Origin of the sequence: Photobacterium frigidiphilum (genome assembly GCF_003025615.1) — a bacterium.
In the GTDB taxonomy this organism is placed as follows: Bacteria; Pseudomonadota; Gammaproteobacteria; order Enterobacterales; family Vibrionaceae; genus Photobacterium; species Photobacterium frigidiphilum.
Genome location: NZ_PYMJ01000007.1, coordinates 17,670 through 33,979, shown reverse-complemented (window position 1 = coordinate 33,979; position 16,310 = coordinate 17,670). Strand labels below are relative to the sequence as shown.

Annotated in this window: 13 protein-coding genes; 7 read left to right on the top strand and 6 right to left on the bottom strand. The window is 40.5% G+C overall.

Features of this window, described 5'->3' with window-relative positions; all coding sequences use genetic code 11:
* Window positions 1-213 precede the first annotated feature (213 nt).
* From modA to modC, 3 genes are read left to right on the top strand one after another with little or no spacing between them, the layout of a single operon-like run.
* On the top strand, window positions 214-993 hold the full coding sequence (modA, locus tag C9J12_RS08860; RefSeq protein WP_107242375.1) for a molybdate ABC transporter substrate-binding protein: 780 nt from the start codon (window positions 214-216) through the stop codon (window positions 991-993).
* A 38-nt stretch (window positions 994-1,031) separates the two neighbouring features.
* Window positions 1,032-1,724, top strand: a complete 693-nt coding sequence (gene modB, locus C9J12_RS08855; protein WP_107242374.1) for a molybdate ABC transporter permease subunit — start codon at window positions 1,032-1,034, stop codon at window positions 1,722-1,724.
* Window positions 1,725-1,735: 11 nt separating this feature from the next.
* On the top strand, window positions 1,736-2,869 hold the full coding sequence (modC, locus tag C9J12_RS08850; protein WP_227876315.1) for a molybdenum ABC transporter ATP-binding protein ModC: 1,134 nt from the start codon (window positions 1,736-1,738) through the stop codon (window positions 2,867-2,869).
* Window positions 2,870-2,971: 102 nt separating this feature from the next.
* On the opposite strand, the gene C9J12_RS08845 is transcribed toward modC, so the two are convergent.
* Together C9J12_RS08845 and C9J12_RS08840 are read right to left on the bottom strand one after the other, a co-directional pair.
* Complete coding sequence (locus C9J12_RS08845) at window positions 2,972-4,300, bottom strand: DUF1501 domain-containing protein (protein WP_107242373.1); 1,329 nt, start codon at window positions 4,298-4,300, stop codon at window positions 2,972-2,974.
* Between the two features lie 4 nt (window positions 4,301-4,304).
* Window positions 4,305-5,834, bottom strand: a complete 1,530-nt coding sequence (locus tag C9J12_RS08840) for a DUF1800 domain-containing protein (RefSeq protein WP_107242372.1) — start codon at window positions 5,832-5,834, stop codon at window positions 4,305-4,307.
* A gap of 1,041 nt (window positions 5,835-6,875) precedes the next feature.
* Here C9J12_RS08840 and C9J12_RS08835 point away from each other — a divergent pair.
* Complete coding sequence (locus C9J12_RS08835; protein ID WP_107242371.1) at window positions 6,876-7,559, top strand: CAP domain-containing protein; 684 nt, start codon at window positions 6,876-6,878, stop codon at window positions 7,557-7,559.
* A gap of 36 nt (window positions 7,560-7,595) precedes the next feature.
* Here C9J12_RS08835 and C9J12_RS08830 read toward each other — a convergent pair whose 3' ends face one another.
* From C9J12_RS08830 to C9J12_RS08815, 4 genes are all read right to left on the bottom strand, one after another.
* Window positions 7,596-8,906, bottom strand: coding sequence for an LssY C-terminal domain-containing protein (locus C9J12_RS08830; protein WP_107242370.1), 1,311 nt, complete (start codon window positions 8,904-8,906; stop codon window positions 7,596-7,598).
* A gap of 9 nt (window positions 8,907-8,915) precedes the next feature.
* On the bottom strand, window positions 8,916-9,719 hold the full coding sequence (locus C9J12_RS08825; RefSeq protein WP_107242369.1) for a glycosyltransferase family 2 protein: 804 nt from the start codon (window positions 9,717-9,719) through the stop codon (window positions 8,916-8,918).
* A 150-nt stretch (window positions 9,720-9,869) separates the two neighbouring features.
* Entirely contained in the window at window positions 9,870-10,964 is a 1,095-nt protein-coding gene (locus C9J12_RS08820; protein ID WP_107242368.1) for a DUF2955 domain-containing protein, read from the bottom strand.
* A 29-nt stretch (window positions 10,965-10,993) separates the two neighbouring features.
* A complete protein-coding gene (locus C9J12_RS08815; RefSeq protein ID WP_107242367.1) occupies window positions 10,994-12,061 on the bottom strand; it encodes an HlyD family secretion protein in 1,068 nt (355 codons plus the stop codon).
* Between the two features lie 99 nt (window positions 12,062-12,160).
* Here C9J12_RS08815 and C9J12_RS08810 point away from each other — a divergent pair, with 99 nt between their 5' ends.
* From C9J12_RS08810 to C9J12_RS08800, 3 genes are all read left to right on the top strand, one after another.
* Entirely contained in the window at window positions 12,161-13,039 is an 879-nt protein-coding gene (locus C9J12_RS08810; protein WP_107242366.1) for a LysR family transcriptional regulator, read from the top strand.
* Between the two features lie 184 nt (window positions 13,040-13,223).
* Window positions 13,224-14,537: a M16 family metallopeptidase gene (locus C9J12_RS08805; RefSeq protein WP_107242365.1), complete on the top strand. Its 1,314-nt coding sequence runs from the start codon at window positions 13,224-13,226 to the stop codon at window positions 14,535-14,537.
* 13 nt (window positions 14,538-14,550) lie between these two features.
* The gene (locus C9J12_RS08800; RefSeq protein ID WP_107242364.1) at window positions 14,551-16,287 is read left to right on the top strand and encodes a M16 family metallopeptidase; all 1,737 of its coding nucleotides are present in this window, start codon (window positions 14,551-14,553) and stop codon (window positions 16,285-16,287) included.
* The last annotated feature ends 23 nt before the right edge of the window (window positions 16,288-16,310 follow it).

The window sequence follows — 16,310 nt, the reverse complement described above, 5'->3', positions numbered from 1 at the left end:
AAGCCTCTAGTATTCGGTGGGCTTACCGACATTAGCTAAATTAACCGTCTCTTTTTGTTTGTAACGTCAAAATTATACGAAGTCATACCATCAAAGTATAAAAATGCTTCTTTTTAAGCAGCAGCTAACCATTAAACGTAGTGAGATCGTTCGTTTTTAATATCGATATGTAGTAAGGTATATATCGAATTGTTAAATACTCGAGGATAGGATATGTGGGTAAGTAAGAAACTTAGCGTGTTAGTTGTTTCATTTGCAGCGGCCTTTTCTTCAATTATGCCCGTTCATGCTGCTGAAAAAGTAACGATTTTTGCGGCATCGTCATTAACCAATGCAATGAACGAGATTGCGGATATATATCAAGATGAAACTGGAGTGAAAACGGCCATGTCTTTTGCGTCATCTTCGACGTTAGCACGCCAAATTGCGCAAGGTGCACCTGCAGATATTTACTTATCTGCTAATAATAAATGGATGGATTATGTGTTTGAAGAAGGCGTGATGGATGCTGATTCTCGACACCAGTTATTAACTAATTCATTAGTAATGGTTGCACCTAAGTCTTATCCTGATGATCATGTAATTATCAACGCTTCTTGGAATATTAAACAAGCTTTAGATGGAACTCGTTTAGCAACAGGGGATCCCGCGCATGTTCCTGCAGGGCGCTATACAAAAGAGTCGCTAGAAAAACTTGGGTTATGGCAACAAGCTGAACCTCTGTTAGCAAGAGCGAATAATGTAAGAGGGGCACTTGTATTGGTAGAGCGCGAAGAAGCGTTACTTGGCATGGTGTATAAGACCGATGCGTTAATCTCTACCAAAGTAAAAATTGTTGCTGATATTCCTGAATCATCGCATGTACCTATTGAATACCCTGTTGCTATTGTTAAAGATAAGTCACGAAAAGCAGTCATCGACTTTTATCAATTCCTTCAATCTGAACAGGCGATTGATGTGTTTACTGAGTACGGATTTGGTGTAAATAAATAATCGTTTATGTTGAAAAATGATGTTGGGGTTAGAATTGAGTGTTAACTGAATATGAGTTACAAGCACTACTACTGAGCTTGAAAATTGCAGGTATAGCGGTGTTGTTTAGCCTGCCATTTGGTATTTTATGTGCTTGGGTGTTGGCTCGTTGCCAGTTTATTGGTAAGTCGATGTTAGATGGATTAATACATCTTCCTTTAGTATTGCCACCAGTGGTTATTGGCTATGTGCTTTTACTTACCATGGGTCGCCAAGGTGTGCTCGGAAAATGGTTATATGAATGGTTCGGGCTTACGTTTAGCTTTAGTTGGCGCGGGGCTGCGTTAGCTGTGGCGGTGGTTTCTTTTCCGTTAATGGTGCGTTCAATTCGATTAGGCTTAGAAAGTGTTGATATAAAACTTGAACAAGCGGCACGCACTCTGGGCGCTAGCCCGTTAAAAGTCTTTTTCACCATTACGTTACCCCTAGCATTACCGGGCATTTTGACGGGCACCATTTTGGCTTTTGCTCGTGCTTTGGGTGAGTTTGGTGCCACGATTACTTTTGTGTCGAATATTCCAGGTGAAACACAAACTATTCCACTTGCGATGTATTCCTTTATTGAAACACCAGGTGCTGAAAATGAAGCTGCTCGTCTCTGTATTATCGCCATTGTCATTGCACTGGCTTCATTGGTTGTGTCTGAATGGTTATCGCGTATTGCTCGAAAGCGTTTGGAGGCAGCATGCTAACAAGTCAGAAAATGTCGCCATTACACGTAGCCACAGTTAAAAAACAAGATCGCATTATTAATGATGTGTTGACCATAAACGTAAAGCAGAAACTTGGTGATCTTGATCTTGATATGAATGTCGAGCTACCGATGCAAGGTATTACATCGATATTCGGTCGTTCTGGTGCTGGTAAAACATCCCTTATTAATATTTTAAGTGGGTTAACTCGCCCTGATGAAGGCTACATATCGTTGGGAAAACGGGTGTTATACGACAGTACGAATAATGTTTTTCTGCCACCCGAAAAGCGACGTATTGGTTATGTATTTCAGGATGCTCGATTATTTCCTCACTACACGGTAATGGGAAATTTACATTACGGGTGCGATCACAAAGATCCTCAGCATTTTAATGACATTGTGACTTTATTAGGTATCGAGCATTTATTAAATCGTTACCCCTCTTCTTTGTCAGGTGGAGAAAAGCAACGGGTGGCGATTGGGCGAGCATTACTGATAAAGCCAGACATGCTTTTAATGGATGAACCATTAGCATCGTTAGATTTGCCGCGTAAACAAGAGCTAATGCCATACCTTGAAATGTTAGCGAAAGAAGTGAATACCCCGATTGTATACGTTACCCACAGTCTTGATGAAATATTACGTTTGGCTGATCACATGGTAATGATCAACCAAGGGAAAGTTGTCGTTTCTGGTAATGTTAATAGCGTGTGGGGATCGCTCGAAATGCGACCTTGGTTACCGGCAAAAGAGCAAAGTTCGCTGTTAACAGCCCGTGTAAATCTCAATCACCCTAAATATGCGTTAACGCAAGTTATGCTTAGCCATAATGCCTATTTGTGGGTGAGCCGACTGAATCAAGAACGGGGTGAGTGGATAAGAGTACGTATTCACTCAAACGATGTTTCTTTAACAAGAGTGAAACCAGAACAAACCAGTATTCGAAATGTGTTATTGGCTCGTATTGATAAAATCCATCTTATTGAAGATGATCAAAAAGTAGAGGTTAAACTGCGCGTTGGTGAAACCCACCTTTGGGCGAATATAACCCTTTGGGCTGCAGATGAATTAGCGTTAAAAGTCGGTGATGAGGTCTATGCGCAAATCAAAGGCGTGAGTGTCACGAAAGATGATTTAGCGTAACTCAACACGGCCTAAAGTGATTTGAGAAAAAGGGGTTATATTTTTTTGCCAAGAAGAATATAGCCCCTTTATTTGTTTTGTTCTTAATGCTTAGCGATTAATTTAGCAAATAAAATCGATATAGCGAGGCTCGAAATGTACAAGGTTAGGGAATAACTCCAGTATTTGAGTATCATTGAGCCCAAACCATTTACACAATGAAGCATTAACTTGGTCGGCTGCAATACCTGGAATGATACGACCTTTGTTATAGTCATTTTCACTGTTTAAGGTGAGATCTGGCCATTGTCCGTAGGCTTTCCCGCCAGAGATTGCACCGCCAGTGACTATTTGATGCCCAGCCCAACCATGATCGGTACCCGATGCATTTGCTTGCACACGTCGCCCAAAATCAGACATAGTGACGCAGGTAACTTGATCTGCTAATCCTTCATTTTCCATATCGGTATTGAACGCAGCAAGAGAATCACTCAGTTGTGCTAATAGATTATGATGTGGCACTTTTTGATCTTTGTGGGTATCAAAACCCCCCATACCAACAAAGAATACTTGTCGTTGATGGGTCAGATCACCACGCGCTTTTATTAAACGTCCGACCATTTTTAATTGCGAGGCTAAGCCACCTTCAGGGTATTCTGCGTTAGCAGGGTGTTTATCTAGAATGACTTTTAATGCTTCGTTCTCTGCGATACTTTTTTCCATACGATCAGAATAGTTTCGTGTGTATAGGTTGCTGTAATCGCGTTGGGTAAAGTGGTTAAAGTAACCATCAATACGTACATCGGTATTCATTCCATTGTAAGTGCCAACCCCAGCACTGCTGATGATAGTTTGATTTGCATTTTTACTGCGTAATAGCTTTTTATCACTGCCAATCGAGATTAAAGGTGATATGTCACCACTTGAGCCTAACATATCCATCATTCGACCTGCCCAGCCTAATGGGTTGGCCAAGTTTTTCGCACCTGATTGCCACATTTCTTGCTGCATGTTGTGGGCCATTAAAAACTCAGGCAGCTCTACGATATGTTGGTCGATTAAACTGCGTGTTGTTGGCTGTATTAATTGACCGGTGTTGACTAACGCAGTGGCTTGACCATTTTGAAATAACGGCAGTAATGATGACATCGCATGATGGAGACCAACCTCAATATCATTGTCTGTTAGTAAACCCGTTGTGTTGATTTCGTCTAGTTTTAGTCCTAGGTCAGGCCGCGCAGCAAGGTAGTTGGTATAGGCACTGTCTGTTACAGGCACAACCATGTTGTAAGCATCATTTCCGCCAAACAAAAATACGCAGACTAATGCTTTATGATCTGAGGGGTTTGTAATCATATCAGCGGCAGAAGTGATTGACGGAAGTGTTGCTGCTGCGGTAGTTGCACTTAATGCTGCACTGCCTTTTAAGAAGTGTCGACGCGATAATTTCATGTGATTACTCCTGGCAGAAAAATTCTGGTGATGTAACAGCAACATAGAGTGTGCTTTGAATACGATTATCTATTTGTGTTGGGCTTATTTTGTTGATTAGCATATCGGTTAGATAGGTCGCTAATTCATCTGACATTAAGCCCCCAAAAAAACGCTCGTTAATCAATGCAACGTAATCTGTTGGAGATGCTTCAAGTTGTTCGTACTCAGAACGATTCCAAACCCAATGTTTATCTTTTGTGTTCCTGTAGGCAAGAATATTACTCCAAAAGCGGTTGTGGATCCGTCGCATTATATCAGTTGTCAGTATGTTGAATTCAGGCGCTGTCAGGTCAAGATCGGCAATTTCACCTTGAGGGGCAAAATCTGATGTGTAGAAGTTGAAAACACTGGAAGCGGCGAGTGGTGCTTGCCCTAAATTATTTTCTGTTCCTTGAAAGTTCCACCAACGCTCACCGACGGATGTCATATTCAATGCACGAGCTTGGTTGGCAACGGTAATAATAGGTTCTTTTAATAAGCCAAAGTGCTGTTTACTGGCTCTACGACCATTGCCCGCGGCATTTGCTCTGCCCTTAAAGGCATCAGCATCGGTTAGTACGGCTTTTAGTGTTGCTTGAAGATCACCTCGTATACCTTCACCATTATCTTTGAACGCTTTTGCTACACGTGAAATATAACCGCTACGTGGGTTACTCGTTACAAAACGCTTAATCAATAGGTTTGCAATAAACATGGGGGTATTAGCATGATTAAATAATACATCTAGTGCTTGTTGCAGATCTTGTTCGGCACTTTGGCCTGCTGAAAAGCGTGTTTTCAGTACGATTTTTTCGTCGGTGTCATGCCTATTATTATCGGCATACATAGGATCTAAATCGTTTGTACGGCGCCAGCCAGTAAGTACACGAGCGAGCTCTTCTACATCATGCTGAGTGTAGGTTGGAATTCTATTTCCTTCAGCATCAAGCTTAGGCTTTCCGTTACCGCGTAACTTCCACAGGCCTAGTGAGAAAAGTTGCATGACTTCTCTTGCATAGTTTTCATCTGGAAAGGTATTTTTATCTGGGTTGGCTTTTTGACTACCTTCAAGTGTTAAGTAACGTCCCATCATTGGGCTGAGTGTTACTTTCTCTAGAACATCTCGAAAGTTACCAAAAGCGTGTCCCACTAAGATATCGTAGTAATTGGCTAATCCGGCATGTCGGTTACCTATGCCGTGTTTAGATACTACAAAAATTTGGCTTAGCGCATAGGCCATACGCTGACGTAGTTGATCATTCGCTTCAAGTGCACATTGCCACCATGCCCCAAGACGCATGTTGTCGTTCACATCATCATTGGTTAAAAGAGCAAAAGCTTGAGCTTTAGGTAAATGATAAGAGGGGGATGATGAAAACTGTTGGTTAAGCCAAGCATCAAAGCCATTTTGCTGTAGTTGGTCAATCTCGCCTTGTTGAGGTCCGAACGATCCTCGATAGAGAAATTTGGCACATTGTTGTCTGTCATCACTATAGATTATGGTATTGGTCATGGTGATTCCTTGCGGGCTGTCATTATTTAAAGGCTCTGGTGTCTAGATAAGTAAACATTATTCTAAAGAGTAGTGTGTTAAATGGAATGAGACGCCTATTTTTTATATTAATATTTATTTGTTGTATTTATGACGTTAATTCGTCATTTAAATGACGAGTCGGATTTTATTATCCCATTTACTTTTACATGTTAAGTGCATGGATTTAAAGGTTAACATTCTTGTTGGTTTTGATGTTTAAAATCAACATTAAAATCGTATATAAAGTGAAGGTGATTTCGAATTTGGAATAAAGGTTATGATTTAAATTTGCATGAATGACTTGGTAACATTTTTTCGACTTTTAAGTTTGTTTGTTTTTTTTCGCTATAAGGTGAATATTGAGTCATTATTTTGACGAGTGTTCAGGTTAAATTCAGTATTACTTTTGATTTTCGAATTTTTGAAAATGTGAGTTTATGGTTTGTACCTTGTTTTTTTTGAGTGACTGTAGAGGCTGTGTTTAATTTTCCATATGATTTTTAAAATGAGTGCCATCAACAGCTTGTATCAGTTTTGAGACGGTAAGTTATTTTTGAGATTTATTAATTTCCCCACCTTAAATCGTAATTTCTTATTTTGTTTTATTGTTTTTTGTTTGTGTGGTTTTTTTATTGTTATTTTTTGTCTTGTTGGTTTGTGATGTTTGTTTAAATGTAGAATTTTAATTGTCTACATCACTATTATATTTAATTTATTAATTCATGTTCTTTATTGTTATTTTCTTTTTTTTCTTTCATTCTGTTTTTTGTGTTTTAATACATTGGCTTATATGTTTTGTTGGTATATTTTCTGTCAGATCTTTGTCAGGATTTTAGTTTGAGTGGGTGTTGGGATTGAATTGTTAGATAGAAAAGAAGTATATTATTTGCGCGATTCATAGGTTGGTAGGAAAATAGCCTATATTTATTTAATCATTAGGTTCTAATTAAACGCATTAATAGTATTGTTTAATTTGTCTACTGATACACCAAGACTATTACAAATATATTGGAAGTACTCATGCGATTAATATCATTATTACTTATATCTACATTCACGTTAGCTGGTTGCGGTTCTGGCGGTTCTGATAGCTCTGATAGCGGTCAAGTTTCATCTGGCGCAAATTCCAATACTGGCGGCGGTGACAGTAGTGTGCCTGATAGCGGCAATAATGGCGGAGGTACTGTACCTGATAGCGGTAATGGTAGCGGTACGAATCCAGAAGGTGGTGGTAGCGGTACAAATCCAGAAGGTGGTGGTGGTTCAACGCCAGCACCTGATACTGGTTTTCAAAATGAAATGCTAACTGCAGTTAATGCAGCTCGTGCTACACAACAAAATTGTGGTGGTACAATTATGCCACCAGTACCTGCGTTAACGTGGGATGCACAATTAGAACAAGCGGCTTATACACACTCAAATGATATGGCAAATTATGATTTCTTCAGCCATACAGGTTCAGACGGCTCAAGCGTAAGTACGCGTGTTACCGCTCAAGGTTATACATGGAGCTCAGTCGGTGAAAATATTGCGGCAGGTCAGAAAGATGTCGATGCGGTTATGACCTCATGGATTGACAGCCCTGGTCACTGTTTAAATATCATGAGTGCAAACTTCACGCAGATGGGCGCATCATTTGTGACTAACTCATCGACGCAGTATGGTATTTATTGGACTCAGGTGTTTGCAAAGCCTCGTAGTTAACCTGTTGTTGAAATAGGCTGATACTTGCGATTTCAATTACATCAAGGTAATCACAGCGACTTGTCCATCACTGAAGTAGTGGCTGCTTTTTGAAAAAGCAGCAGGACTTGCAAAGCGCTCAAAAGAAACCTGCCAGCCTTTATTTTGTGCATGTTGAGCGAGGCTATCTCGTTCAACATCAACATCCGGATCGATGGCATGCAACACGGTAATGATGCCTTTATAGTGAGCAACTTTTAAATGGTTATCGTAACTGATTGCGCCTAACCATACCTGTTCACCAGTTGTTGTTAATGACCCTGCATACCACCATCGAATATGGTTGCGTTGTAATAGGTTACCAGTCTGTTGGTAAGCTGACCACTGTGGTTGCTGGTTCCAGTACAAGTCAGAAATGGGGGGTAAATCTTGTGCCATCAAAGACAAATATTTTTTCATTGAGACATTGTCTCGTGAGAATGTCTTATTCTCAATCCAACCTAATTCTTTCATTAATGTATTTGGCTTACTGCCAACTAAAACAATATTAATGGGTTGCGCTTGGTAGACAGGGGCTAAGCCCGGATACGTTTTATATTCCAAGGTACTTAAATCGGTGATGGTTTGTAGATTCGTTGTTTTATTTAGCGTCAAGCTGTCGAACGTTACCGAATACTCGTTGTTCTTTAAGGTGGGGGATTCGTATGCATACGCATCACTGATAAAAAAGTGTACGTAGTTCATGCCACATAAAACAACAACCCAACATGCTGCAATGCCAAACCATCTACTTTTATGCTTTTTTCGATAAAAAAATGCACTACAAACACTGGCAATAATGACTGATATAATCAATAAGCTGTGCTCAGAGAAGAACAGGATGATTGGTGTAAGATCGGGTAATAAATGAATACCTGCTGCAAGCATATAGCCAAGGATGACAAACTGACCGACACCCAGTAACAACCCAATGAGTGAATAAAGCGTAAAGACAGTCCATGACATTGCGTAGCTTCCAGCAAGAAAAGGCATGATCCAAGCAACAGGACCAAGTAGCCGCGCGACAGCAACCACTAGTGGCCCTCGCTTATTAAGCGCGAGTTTGGCTTTAGCAAAAGGACGGCGTGTTTTAGGGATTCTACGTGTTAGCCAGCGCCTTCCGTTATATCCCTGCTTCCGACCAATACAATAGCTAATCTGATCGCCGAGAAAACCACCTATAAAAACAAAGATTATTCCTGAAATGAAACCATTATGAAGCGCATAACCAGCCGCCAATAGGAAGGGTTCTCCGGGAAAGAAGAGGTTCGGACCAATTAATGCGTCTAGAAAATTTCCACCAAAGAACCACCACCATGAAAATTTCATTTCTACGCCTTAATGACTTGCTTGTGTTGTTTGAGGATCTGCTTGTGCAGATTCAGGCGTTTTAGTCGGTTGTGGTTCTGCTCCCGCCTTTTCGTTGTAATTATCGAATTTGTATTCCATTTCTTGATTACGCATTTCGCCAAAAAAGAAACGGCGTACGTTAGCTTTTAAATAGGTTAATCCCATTTTGATGAAGCCTTCTTGTTCAAGGCGGCGTGGATCGAAAGTAAACGTGATTGGCAGCATGCGGTAGCGCCAGGTTTTTGCTGCACGTTTTACATAATCACAGTCTTCGCATAGTGTGATGCTTTCATCAAACCCGTTAATCTCGTTGTGCACCCGTTTGGTCGAAAACAAACAGGCACCAACAGACGTCGGGAAGAAAAATGACGTAGCAAATAAACCAGCATTGAATATACCGTAGCCAAGACGATAGCTCAGTGATAGTTCGTCTGCCCCCATGTACACGCCAGCGACTTCTAATTTATTCTTATCGAGTTTGTGTAATGCATCGGTAAGAAATGTTGGCGAAAGGCGCACATCGGCATCAAGAAATAACAGTCTCTCGTGCTTTGCAAGGCCAGCACCAGTATTACGACCTAAGCTTGTACCTTTATTGTCCATTCGATGAACAGTCAGCGCAGGTAAGGCCTTAGCAAAGCCCTTTGCAACGTCGCATGTGTTATCGGTACTGTTTGAATCAACCACGATCACTTCAAAATCTTGGTGAGTTTGTTTGCTGAGATCATCCAGAAGGCGACCAATACGTTTTTCTTCATTTAGGGTAATAACAACAATACTTATAGCGTTCATAATTTTTCTCCTTAGTGGGTATGGAGTTGATTATGAAAGAGATGGGCTGAATAAAAGGTGAGGGCTTGATTCATATTTCGTTCATCAAGCCCTTATTGACGTTATATAAGGGTATATAAAACGGTTTTAGCTATGGGAATAGCGATTAGGTTAGTTACATTGAGGCTCTTTAAATTGGATAAGACGAACCAACAGGTGGTGTCCTATCCAGATAGCAAGTGACGTGCCTATAACGGCAACAAAGATAGAGCTGAAGCGGTAGATGATTGAAAAAAAAGCGTCTTGCTGTTCAGGTACAAAAGATGTTGTTAAGGGCACTGTTAACGCAGACATTGCAGAAAAACCAATGCTGGCTTTAATGGTACCCGATGCTAACCACTTACAGAATATACCTGCCGCAATCGCGTACGCCATTAAAAATAGCATTCCGTTATTAGAAAGCGTATATAAACTTAGCTGCACCATCATGCCGGCTAAACAGCCTAAAAAAGTACCAATAATACGGATTTTTGCCGCCCCTAAAGAACCAATTAAAGTCATAGGGGTTAATACGATAAGTATGGATGCTTGTGCCGATAATGAATCACTTAAATCGGCAACTTGGAACAAGATGAATGCTGCCATTGCAATAATCCAACCTAATGCTGCTTGGCGTACTCTGCCTATTTCATCTTTACGTTGGTTTCTAATGTGTATTTTTCTTTCTTCTGCCGTTGAGGTACAGACTTCTTGTTTTGAGGCATTCACTTTTTGTTGTTCTGTGGCATCTGAAGATGAAATACTAACCAATGGTGACGGTGGTTTTTCAGGGAATAAATACAACGCCATCGCCACGATAGGGGCGGTAACAAGGGCTGAAGCCCATAGCCCCATCACAAACTCTTCAATATCAAAACTGTTGAAGCTACCGAAATTAAGTAGAATTGAGCCAATTAATAGCCCTGTATAACCAAATAAATAACTACTTTTATGGGTCATCGCAATGCATTTGACCATTAATAGAATGCCAACAGCCAGCGTCATTAAAACAGGATAAGGTTGAAAGAACCCCACAATAAAAGTGACCTGTATGCTTACCCAAACAATCCCCAACAGTAATTGAATTAATATGCCTGCGTTCCATTGGTCAATTTGTGTTAATACAAAGAGGGGTAATAATGCGGCAAACAAGCCGTAAGACCAACCAAACACTAATGTTACAGCTAATCCCGCGACACAACCGAACCATATGCGCATTGTTTTCATTATCGATTACTCACGTTAATAGCGATGATTTAGTAGATGTAGTGCAACATGCCGACTAACGAAATTTGTATCTTGGCCAATAATGACCAGATAGGGTTGTTGTCAGGGTAAAGAACAACAGTGGCTCGTGAGCCTACAAATAGTTGTTTAGGTAAAGGTTCATCTGTTGATAAATTTACACGAACCCGTTGGGCATCTCGTACCCATCTGTTATTTGTTTCAACAGCCGTTAATTTACCATTAGGACTTTGCTGTGCGGCGGCTACACCAAAATCACGGCTTTGAATGTTGAATGCGAATGTTTTGCCGGGAAAAGCATCAAAAGTCACTAAGGCAGTTGAATGCTCATTCATTAGTGCGATGGCTTTTTCACGAAAATCAGCCGCTACCCATAACGAATCGGTTGGAATGAATGTCAATAACGGCATATTAGTACTTGCTGTGCTGCCGACTTCAAGCTGTAAGTTGGTAATAACGCCATCACTAGGCGCATTAACTTGGGTGTGTGATAAGTTGAGATTCGCTTGCTCAAGGGCGTTTTCAGCAGCGTGAACCATACTACTTTCTCCGGGGGTTATGCCTAGTTGCACTTGTAATGAAAGTAAGTCTTGTTGCGCTGCATGAAGGTTAGATAAAGCCACACTGTTATTTGCTAACGCGTTATCTAGCATTGACGCTGAGACCAGTTTTTGCTGTGCTAATTTTTTAATACGCTGATACTCACTACGCGCATTATTATAAGACGCCTGAGTTGTCGCCACTTTTGCCTTACCTGAGCTCACTTTTGCGTACAAGGCACTTTCTTGTTCATGAGCCTGTTTAAGGGCGACTTCAGCTTTTTCAACTGCCAACGTATATCGACTTGTATCAATAGTAAAAAGAGGCGTCCCTTTTTTTACTGCTTGATTATTACCGACTTGTACATCTGTAACAGTACCTGTGACTTCTGGTGCAATCTGAATAACATAACCTTGAACGCGACTTTCTGTCGTTAAGGGAGCATGCCTATCTGCAACCACGATGTAGCCGGCGAAAAGAATAAAAAGAATGATGAGGCTTTGCATCCAGCGGCGAAATTTTAATTCAGCAGTTTGCATGGAATGTCCAAATGTCGATAAATAAGGTTCTATTATAGAAATTGTTGATTAGATTAAATAGAATGACAAATATAACATTTGCGACCTATTGGTGAGACAATGAAAGTAAGCATGGATGATCTTTATCTGTTTGTTTTAACAGTAAGGCATGGCGGAATAAGTGCCGCTGCCAAGGCATATTCGTTACAACGTTCAAAAGTGAGCCGAAGGTTACAAGAATTAGAAAAAGCGCTTGGCAGTCAACTGTTAATTCGAACTACTCGGCATATCGAGTTAACAGAAAATGGACGTTTACTGTACGAGCAAGTGAATCAGCCTCTAACAATGGCTAATCAAGCGGTAAACTTGCTTGAAAACCGACAAAAAGAGTTGCAAGGTGTATTGCGAATAGCGGTGCCTGCGGCGTTAATTACGTCTAGCATGTTTGCTGAGCTGATTGATAAATATGCAGTCCGTTTTCCTAATGTATTACTAGAAATACAGCACTGCCAAGAAAGTATCGACTTGAAGCGAGATAATGTCGATCTACAGTTATTGCCTAATATTCTGAAGGTTATTAATGAAGATTATGTTCAGCAAACCTTATTGCCATTTCCTTGCTGCTTAGTGGCTTCACCCGATTATATTGCTACACATGGTGCACCTAAAGATCTTGCGAATTTAATGGACCACCGTATTTTAGTGAGCAGGTATAATTCGACCGCATTGGCTGATGGCTTAACGATTCGATTGTGTTCTGATGATTTACGTTTAATACACCACATGGCGAAATCAGCTCATGGTATTGCGTTATTGCCGACAATACTGGTTCGGGAAGCCGTCACTGCGGGTGAGCTAGTTAATGTATTATCTGGCGAACGTTTTCCTGAAATTAAGCTCACATTAATTTATCCTTCACGGGAATATTTACCAGAGAAAACCCGTGCGATGATACAGTTGTTACGTGACACTTTTACTAATGATAGTGTGACGTTGTAACCTTGTTTTAAACGTGCTCACAAAAACTGCTCGTGTCGGTCTTAATGAATATTTTTATTAATAGTTAGCGAGATGTGTCTATTTTCACTATGTTTATTGAGTGGCACCAATTCAATAAATTAAAACGATCGTATAAAAATACGGCAATATATAACGTTGTTAATTCTAGTATCAAGGAGTCGATATGAAGCGTTTGCTCTTAGCGATCGCCCTTTGCCTTGGCATGACGGGAGTCGCACAAGCAATGAAAGTAGAAGATGTAAAAACCCTTACCCTAGAAAATGGAATGAAAATATTAGTGGTAGAGGATTACACAATCCCCAATGCTAATATGTATTTATTCTGGAAAGTTGGTTCACGTAACGAAGCACTTGGCATTACGGGTTTGTCCCATTTCTTTGAACATATGATGTTTAATGGGGCAAAGAAATACGGGCCGAAAATGTTTGATCGTGTAATGGAATCTGCTGGTGGTGCAAACAATGCTTATACCACTGAAAATACCACGGTATACACCAATTGGTTCCCTTCTAGTTCGGTCGAGAAAATTTTTGATTTAGAAGCTGATCGTATTGCTCATTTAGATATCAATGCAGAAATGCTAGAAAGCGAACGCGATGTTGTGATGTCTGAACGTCGAACAGGTTTAGAAAATTCAAATTGGCGGGTGCTAAATGAAGAGGTTAAAGCGGCTGCATTCCGGGTTCATCCTTATAGCTGGTCCGTTATTGGTCATGAATCTGATATTTTAAATTGGACGCTGGATGATTTAGTTAAATATCATAAAACGTATTACGCGCCGAATAATGCCTTTGTGGTGATTACGGGCGCTGTTGAGTTTGATGAAATTAAAACACTGGCAGAAGAATATTTCACACCGATCCCTTCTCAGCCCGAGCCTCGTAAAGTAACGGCAATTGAGCCTGCGCAAAAAGGTGAACGCCGCGTTTATGTTCAAAAAAGCTCTGTTACCACGCCAAATATTATGTTGGCGTATCATGTACCGCAAACCACACACCAAGACTATTACGCGCTATCTTTACTCGAGTCTATTTTAGGTTGGGGAGGAAGTTCACGGTTAGAGCGTAATATTGTCGATAAAGGGTTAGCAATTTCTGCTGATACTCATATGCCAATGTCGATTGATCCAAATCTGTTTTATTTCTATTTGGTGGCGAGCGAAGGTACAAGTTCAGATGAACTAGAAAAAGCCTTTATTACGCAGCTAGATGACGTGATTAAAAAAGGTGTAACTGAACAAGAGCTCACTAAAGCGAAAAACATGAAGCTAATGGATTTTTATCGAGAGCTTGAAACTATCGATGGAAAATCAAACACGATTGGTACGTACGAGTTATATTTTGGTAGCTATAAAGCCTTATTTGATGCCCCTAGCGAATTTGAAAACGTGACAGTAGACGATATCAAACGTGTTGCCCATATTTACTTTCGACAATCTAACCGCACTGTTGGTGTGTTAGATGCCACTGAACAGTAGAGGAGTGAAACTAATGACGATAAAATTACCTATTTTAGTCGCTTTTAGCTTGGCACTTGTCGCCTGTACCATTCCACCAAGCGCTAATAATACCACTATGCAAGCGGCAGCCAATGAAGGAACGATGGAGCAGACGATTGCGGTAACTGAGCAGAAAACAGCGATTTTTAGTAAAACAGCATCTGATTCGATAGCACCGAATACCGCTTTTGAAACAAACAACCCCGCGGGAAAGGTAGGCGTAATAATGGATTCTTCGGCAACATCGAACGATGATAAGGCTTCAAGTGTGGTTAGTGTAAGTGGTATAAAGCCAACGCCACAATTTTTGGGTTTTGAAGATAAAACAGATACCGAACGTTTAGCTGGAGCTAGAGGCGATAGCTTACTAATTGTTGAAAAGAAGGGTGGTACGGTGAAAAAAGGGCAGTTTTCTTTTCCCGAATACAAGAAAGCAGTACTTGCAAATGGCATGACCGTTTATTTGCTAGAAAAACATGATATTCCTGTTATTACTGTGAAAGCGATTGTTAAAGCGGGTTCAGTGAACGATCCTATTTCTGGCTTAGCTTCAATGACAGCGGAAGGCTTGTTATTGGGTTCTAAGAAATATAACAAAGTGCAGTTAGAGCAGGTTACCGATAATATCGGAGCCGGTTTTGAAGCGGGATCGAATAAAGAATCGAGCTATATCAATGCCGACTTTCTTGCGAAAGATGCAGATGTCATGTTTGATGTGATTAAATCGGTACTGACTGAGCCGACCTTTAATGCGAAAGAATTTGCTAAATTTCAAAAACAGAATGTAGAGTTATTGGCGCAGCAAAAAGAAAGCCCAAATAAGGTTATTCGGGGTTATTACTCAAAGTTTGTGTTTGATAAACATGCATATGCCAACCCTGTAGAGGGTGATCAACAGTCAATAGCGGCCATTACGCCTAAACAATTAGCCACGTTCCATAACTCTTATTACCAGCCAGTCAATACAGCGATTACCGTGGTAGGTGATTTCAACTCCAACTTGATGAAGCTTGAATTAGAAGCCTTATTTGCAGATTGGAATAATACCCAACCTGTTCCGCAACTTGATTTAAATTATGCTGTTCCAGTAATGGATAAGAGTCGAGTGCTGGTGGTCAATAAAGCCAACGCAACTGAAACCACGTTTATTTTTGGTGGGGTCGGTATAGCGAAAGACAATCCCGATTATATTGGCATTCAATTAGTTAATACCATTTTAGGTGGGCGTTTTACATCATGGCTTAACGATGAATTGCGAGTAAATTCAGGATTAACTTACGGGGCTGGTTCTGGCTTTAGTGCTTGGTCTCAATCGGGTTTATTTTCAATTAGTTCGTTCACGCAAACGTCAACAACAGAACAAGCGGTTGATTTAGCAATAGCAACGTATGAACGCCTATGGGAAAAAGGGGTCGATCAGGAAACACTTGATTCAGCAAAAGCCTATTTGAAAGGTCAGTTTCCACCACGTTATGAAACGTCGGAGCAATTGGCTGATATGTTAGGTGATATGTACGTTTACAGTATTAACGAAAGTTATATTAACAACTTTGAAAATCAGATCGATTCTCTGACGCTTGATGAAACGCAAAGCCTAGTTAACCAATATTTCCCGAATAAAAACTTACAGTTTGTGATGATAGGCCAAGCTGCAGAACTTCAACCGTTTGTGAGTAAATACGGTTCCGTTGAGATGCTCAATATTGAGCAAGTCGGGTTTGGCGGTTAAAGCTAATTATATAAACCAAGAAT

Excerpts from the sequence above, each read along its gene's own strand:
- modA (WP_107242375.1), top strand. The coding sequence starts at position 214 with ATGTGGGTAAGTAAGAAACTTAGCGTGTTAGTTGTTTCATTTGCAGCG.
- modC (WP_227876315.1), top strand. The coding sequence starts at position 1,736 with ATGTCGCCATTACACGTAGCCACAGTTAAAAAACAAGATCGCATTATT.
- C9J12_RS08845 (WP_107242373.1), bottom strand. The coding sequence starts at position 4,300 with ATGAAATTATCGCGTCGACACTTCTTAAAAGGCAGTGCAGCATTAAGT.
- C9J12_RS08840 (WP_107242372.1), bottom strand. The coding sequence starts at position 5,834 with ATGACCAATACCATAATCTATAGTGATGACAGACAACAATGTGCCAAA.
- C9J12_RS08835 (WP_107242371.1), top strand. The coding sequence starts at position 6,876 with ATGCGATTAATATCATTATTACTTATATCTACATTCACGTTAGCTGGT.
- C9J12_RS08830 (WP_107242370.1), bottom strand. The coding sequence starts at position 8,906 with ATGAAATTTTCATGGTGGTGGTTCTTTGGTGGAAATTTTCTAGACGCA.
- C9J12_RS08825 (WP_107242369.1), bottom strand. The coding sequence starts at position 9,719 with ATGAACGCTATAAGTATTGTTGTTATTACCCTAAATGAAGAAAAACGT.
- C9J12_RS08820 (WP_107242368.1), bottom strand. The coding sequence starts at position 10,964 with ATGAAAACAATGCGCATATGGTTCGGTTGTGTCGCGGGATTAGCTGTA.
- C9J12_RS08815 (WP_107242367.1), bottom strand. The coding sequence starts at position 12,061 with ATGCAAACTGCTGAATTAAAATTTCGCCGCTGGATGCAAAGCCTCATC.
- C9J12_RS08810 (WP_107242366.1), top strand. The coding sequence starts at position 12,161 with ATGAAAGTAAGCATGGATGATCTTTATCTGTTTGTTTTAACAGTAAGG.
- C9J12_RS08805 (WP_107242365.1), top strand. The coding sequence starts at position 13,224 with ATGAAGCGTTTGCTCTTAGCGATCGCCCTTTGCCTTGGCATGACGGGA.
- C9J12_RS08800 (WP_107242364.1), top strand. The coding sequence starts at position 14,551 with ATGACGATAAAATTACCTATTTTAGTCGCTTTTAGCTTGGCACTTGTC.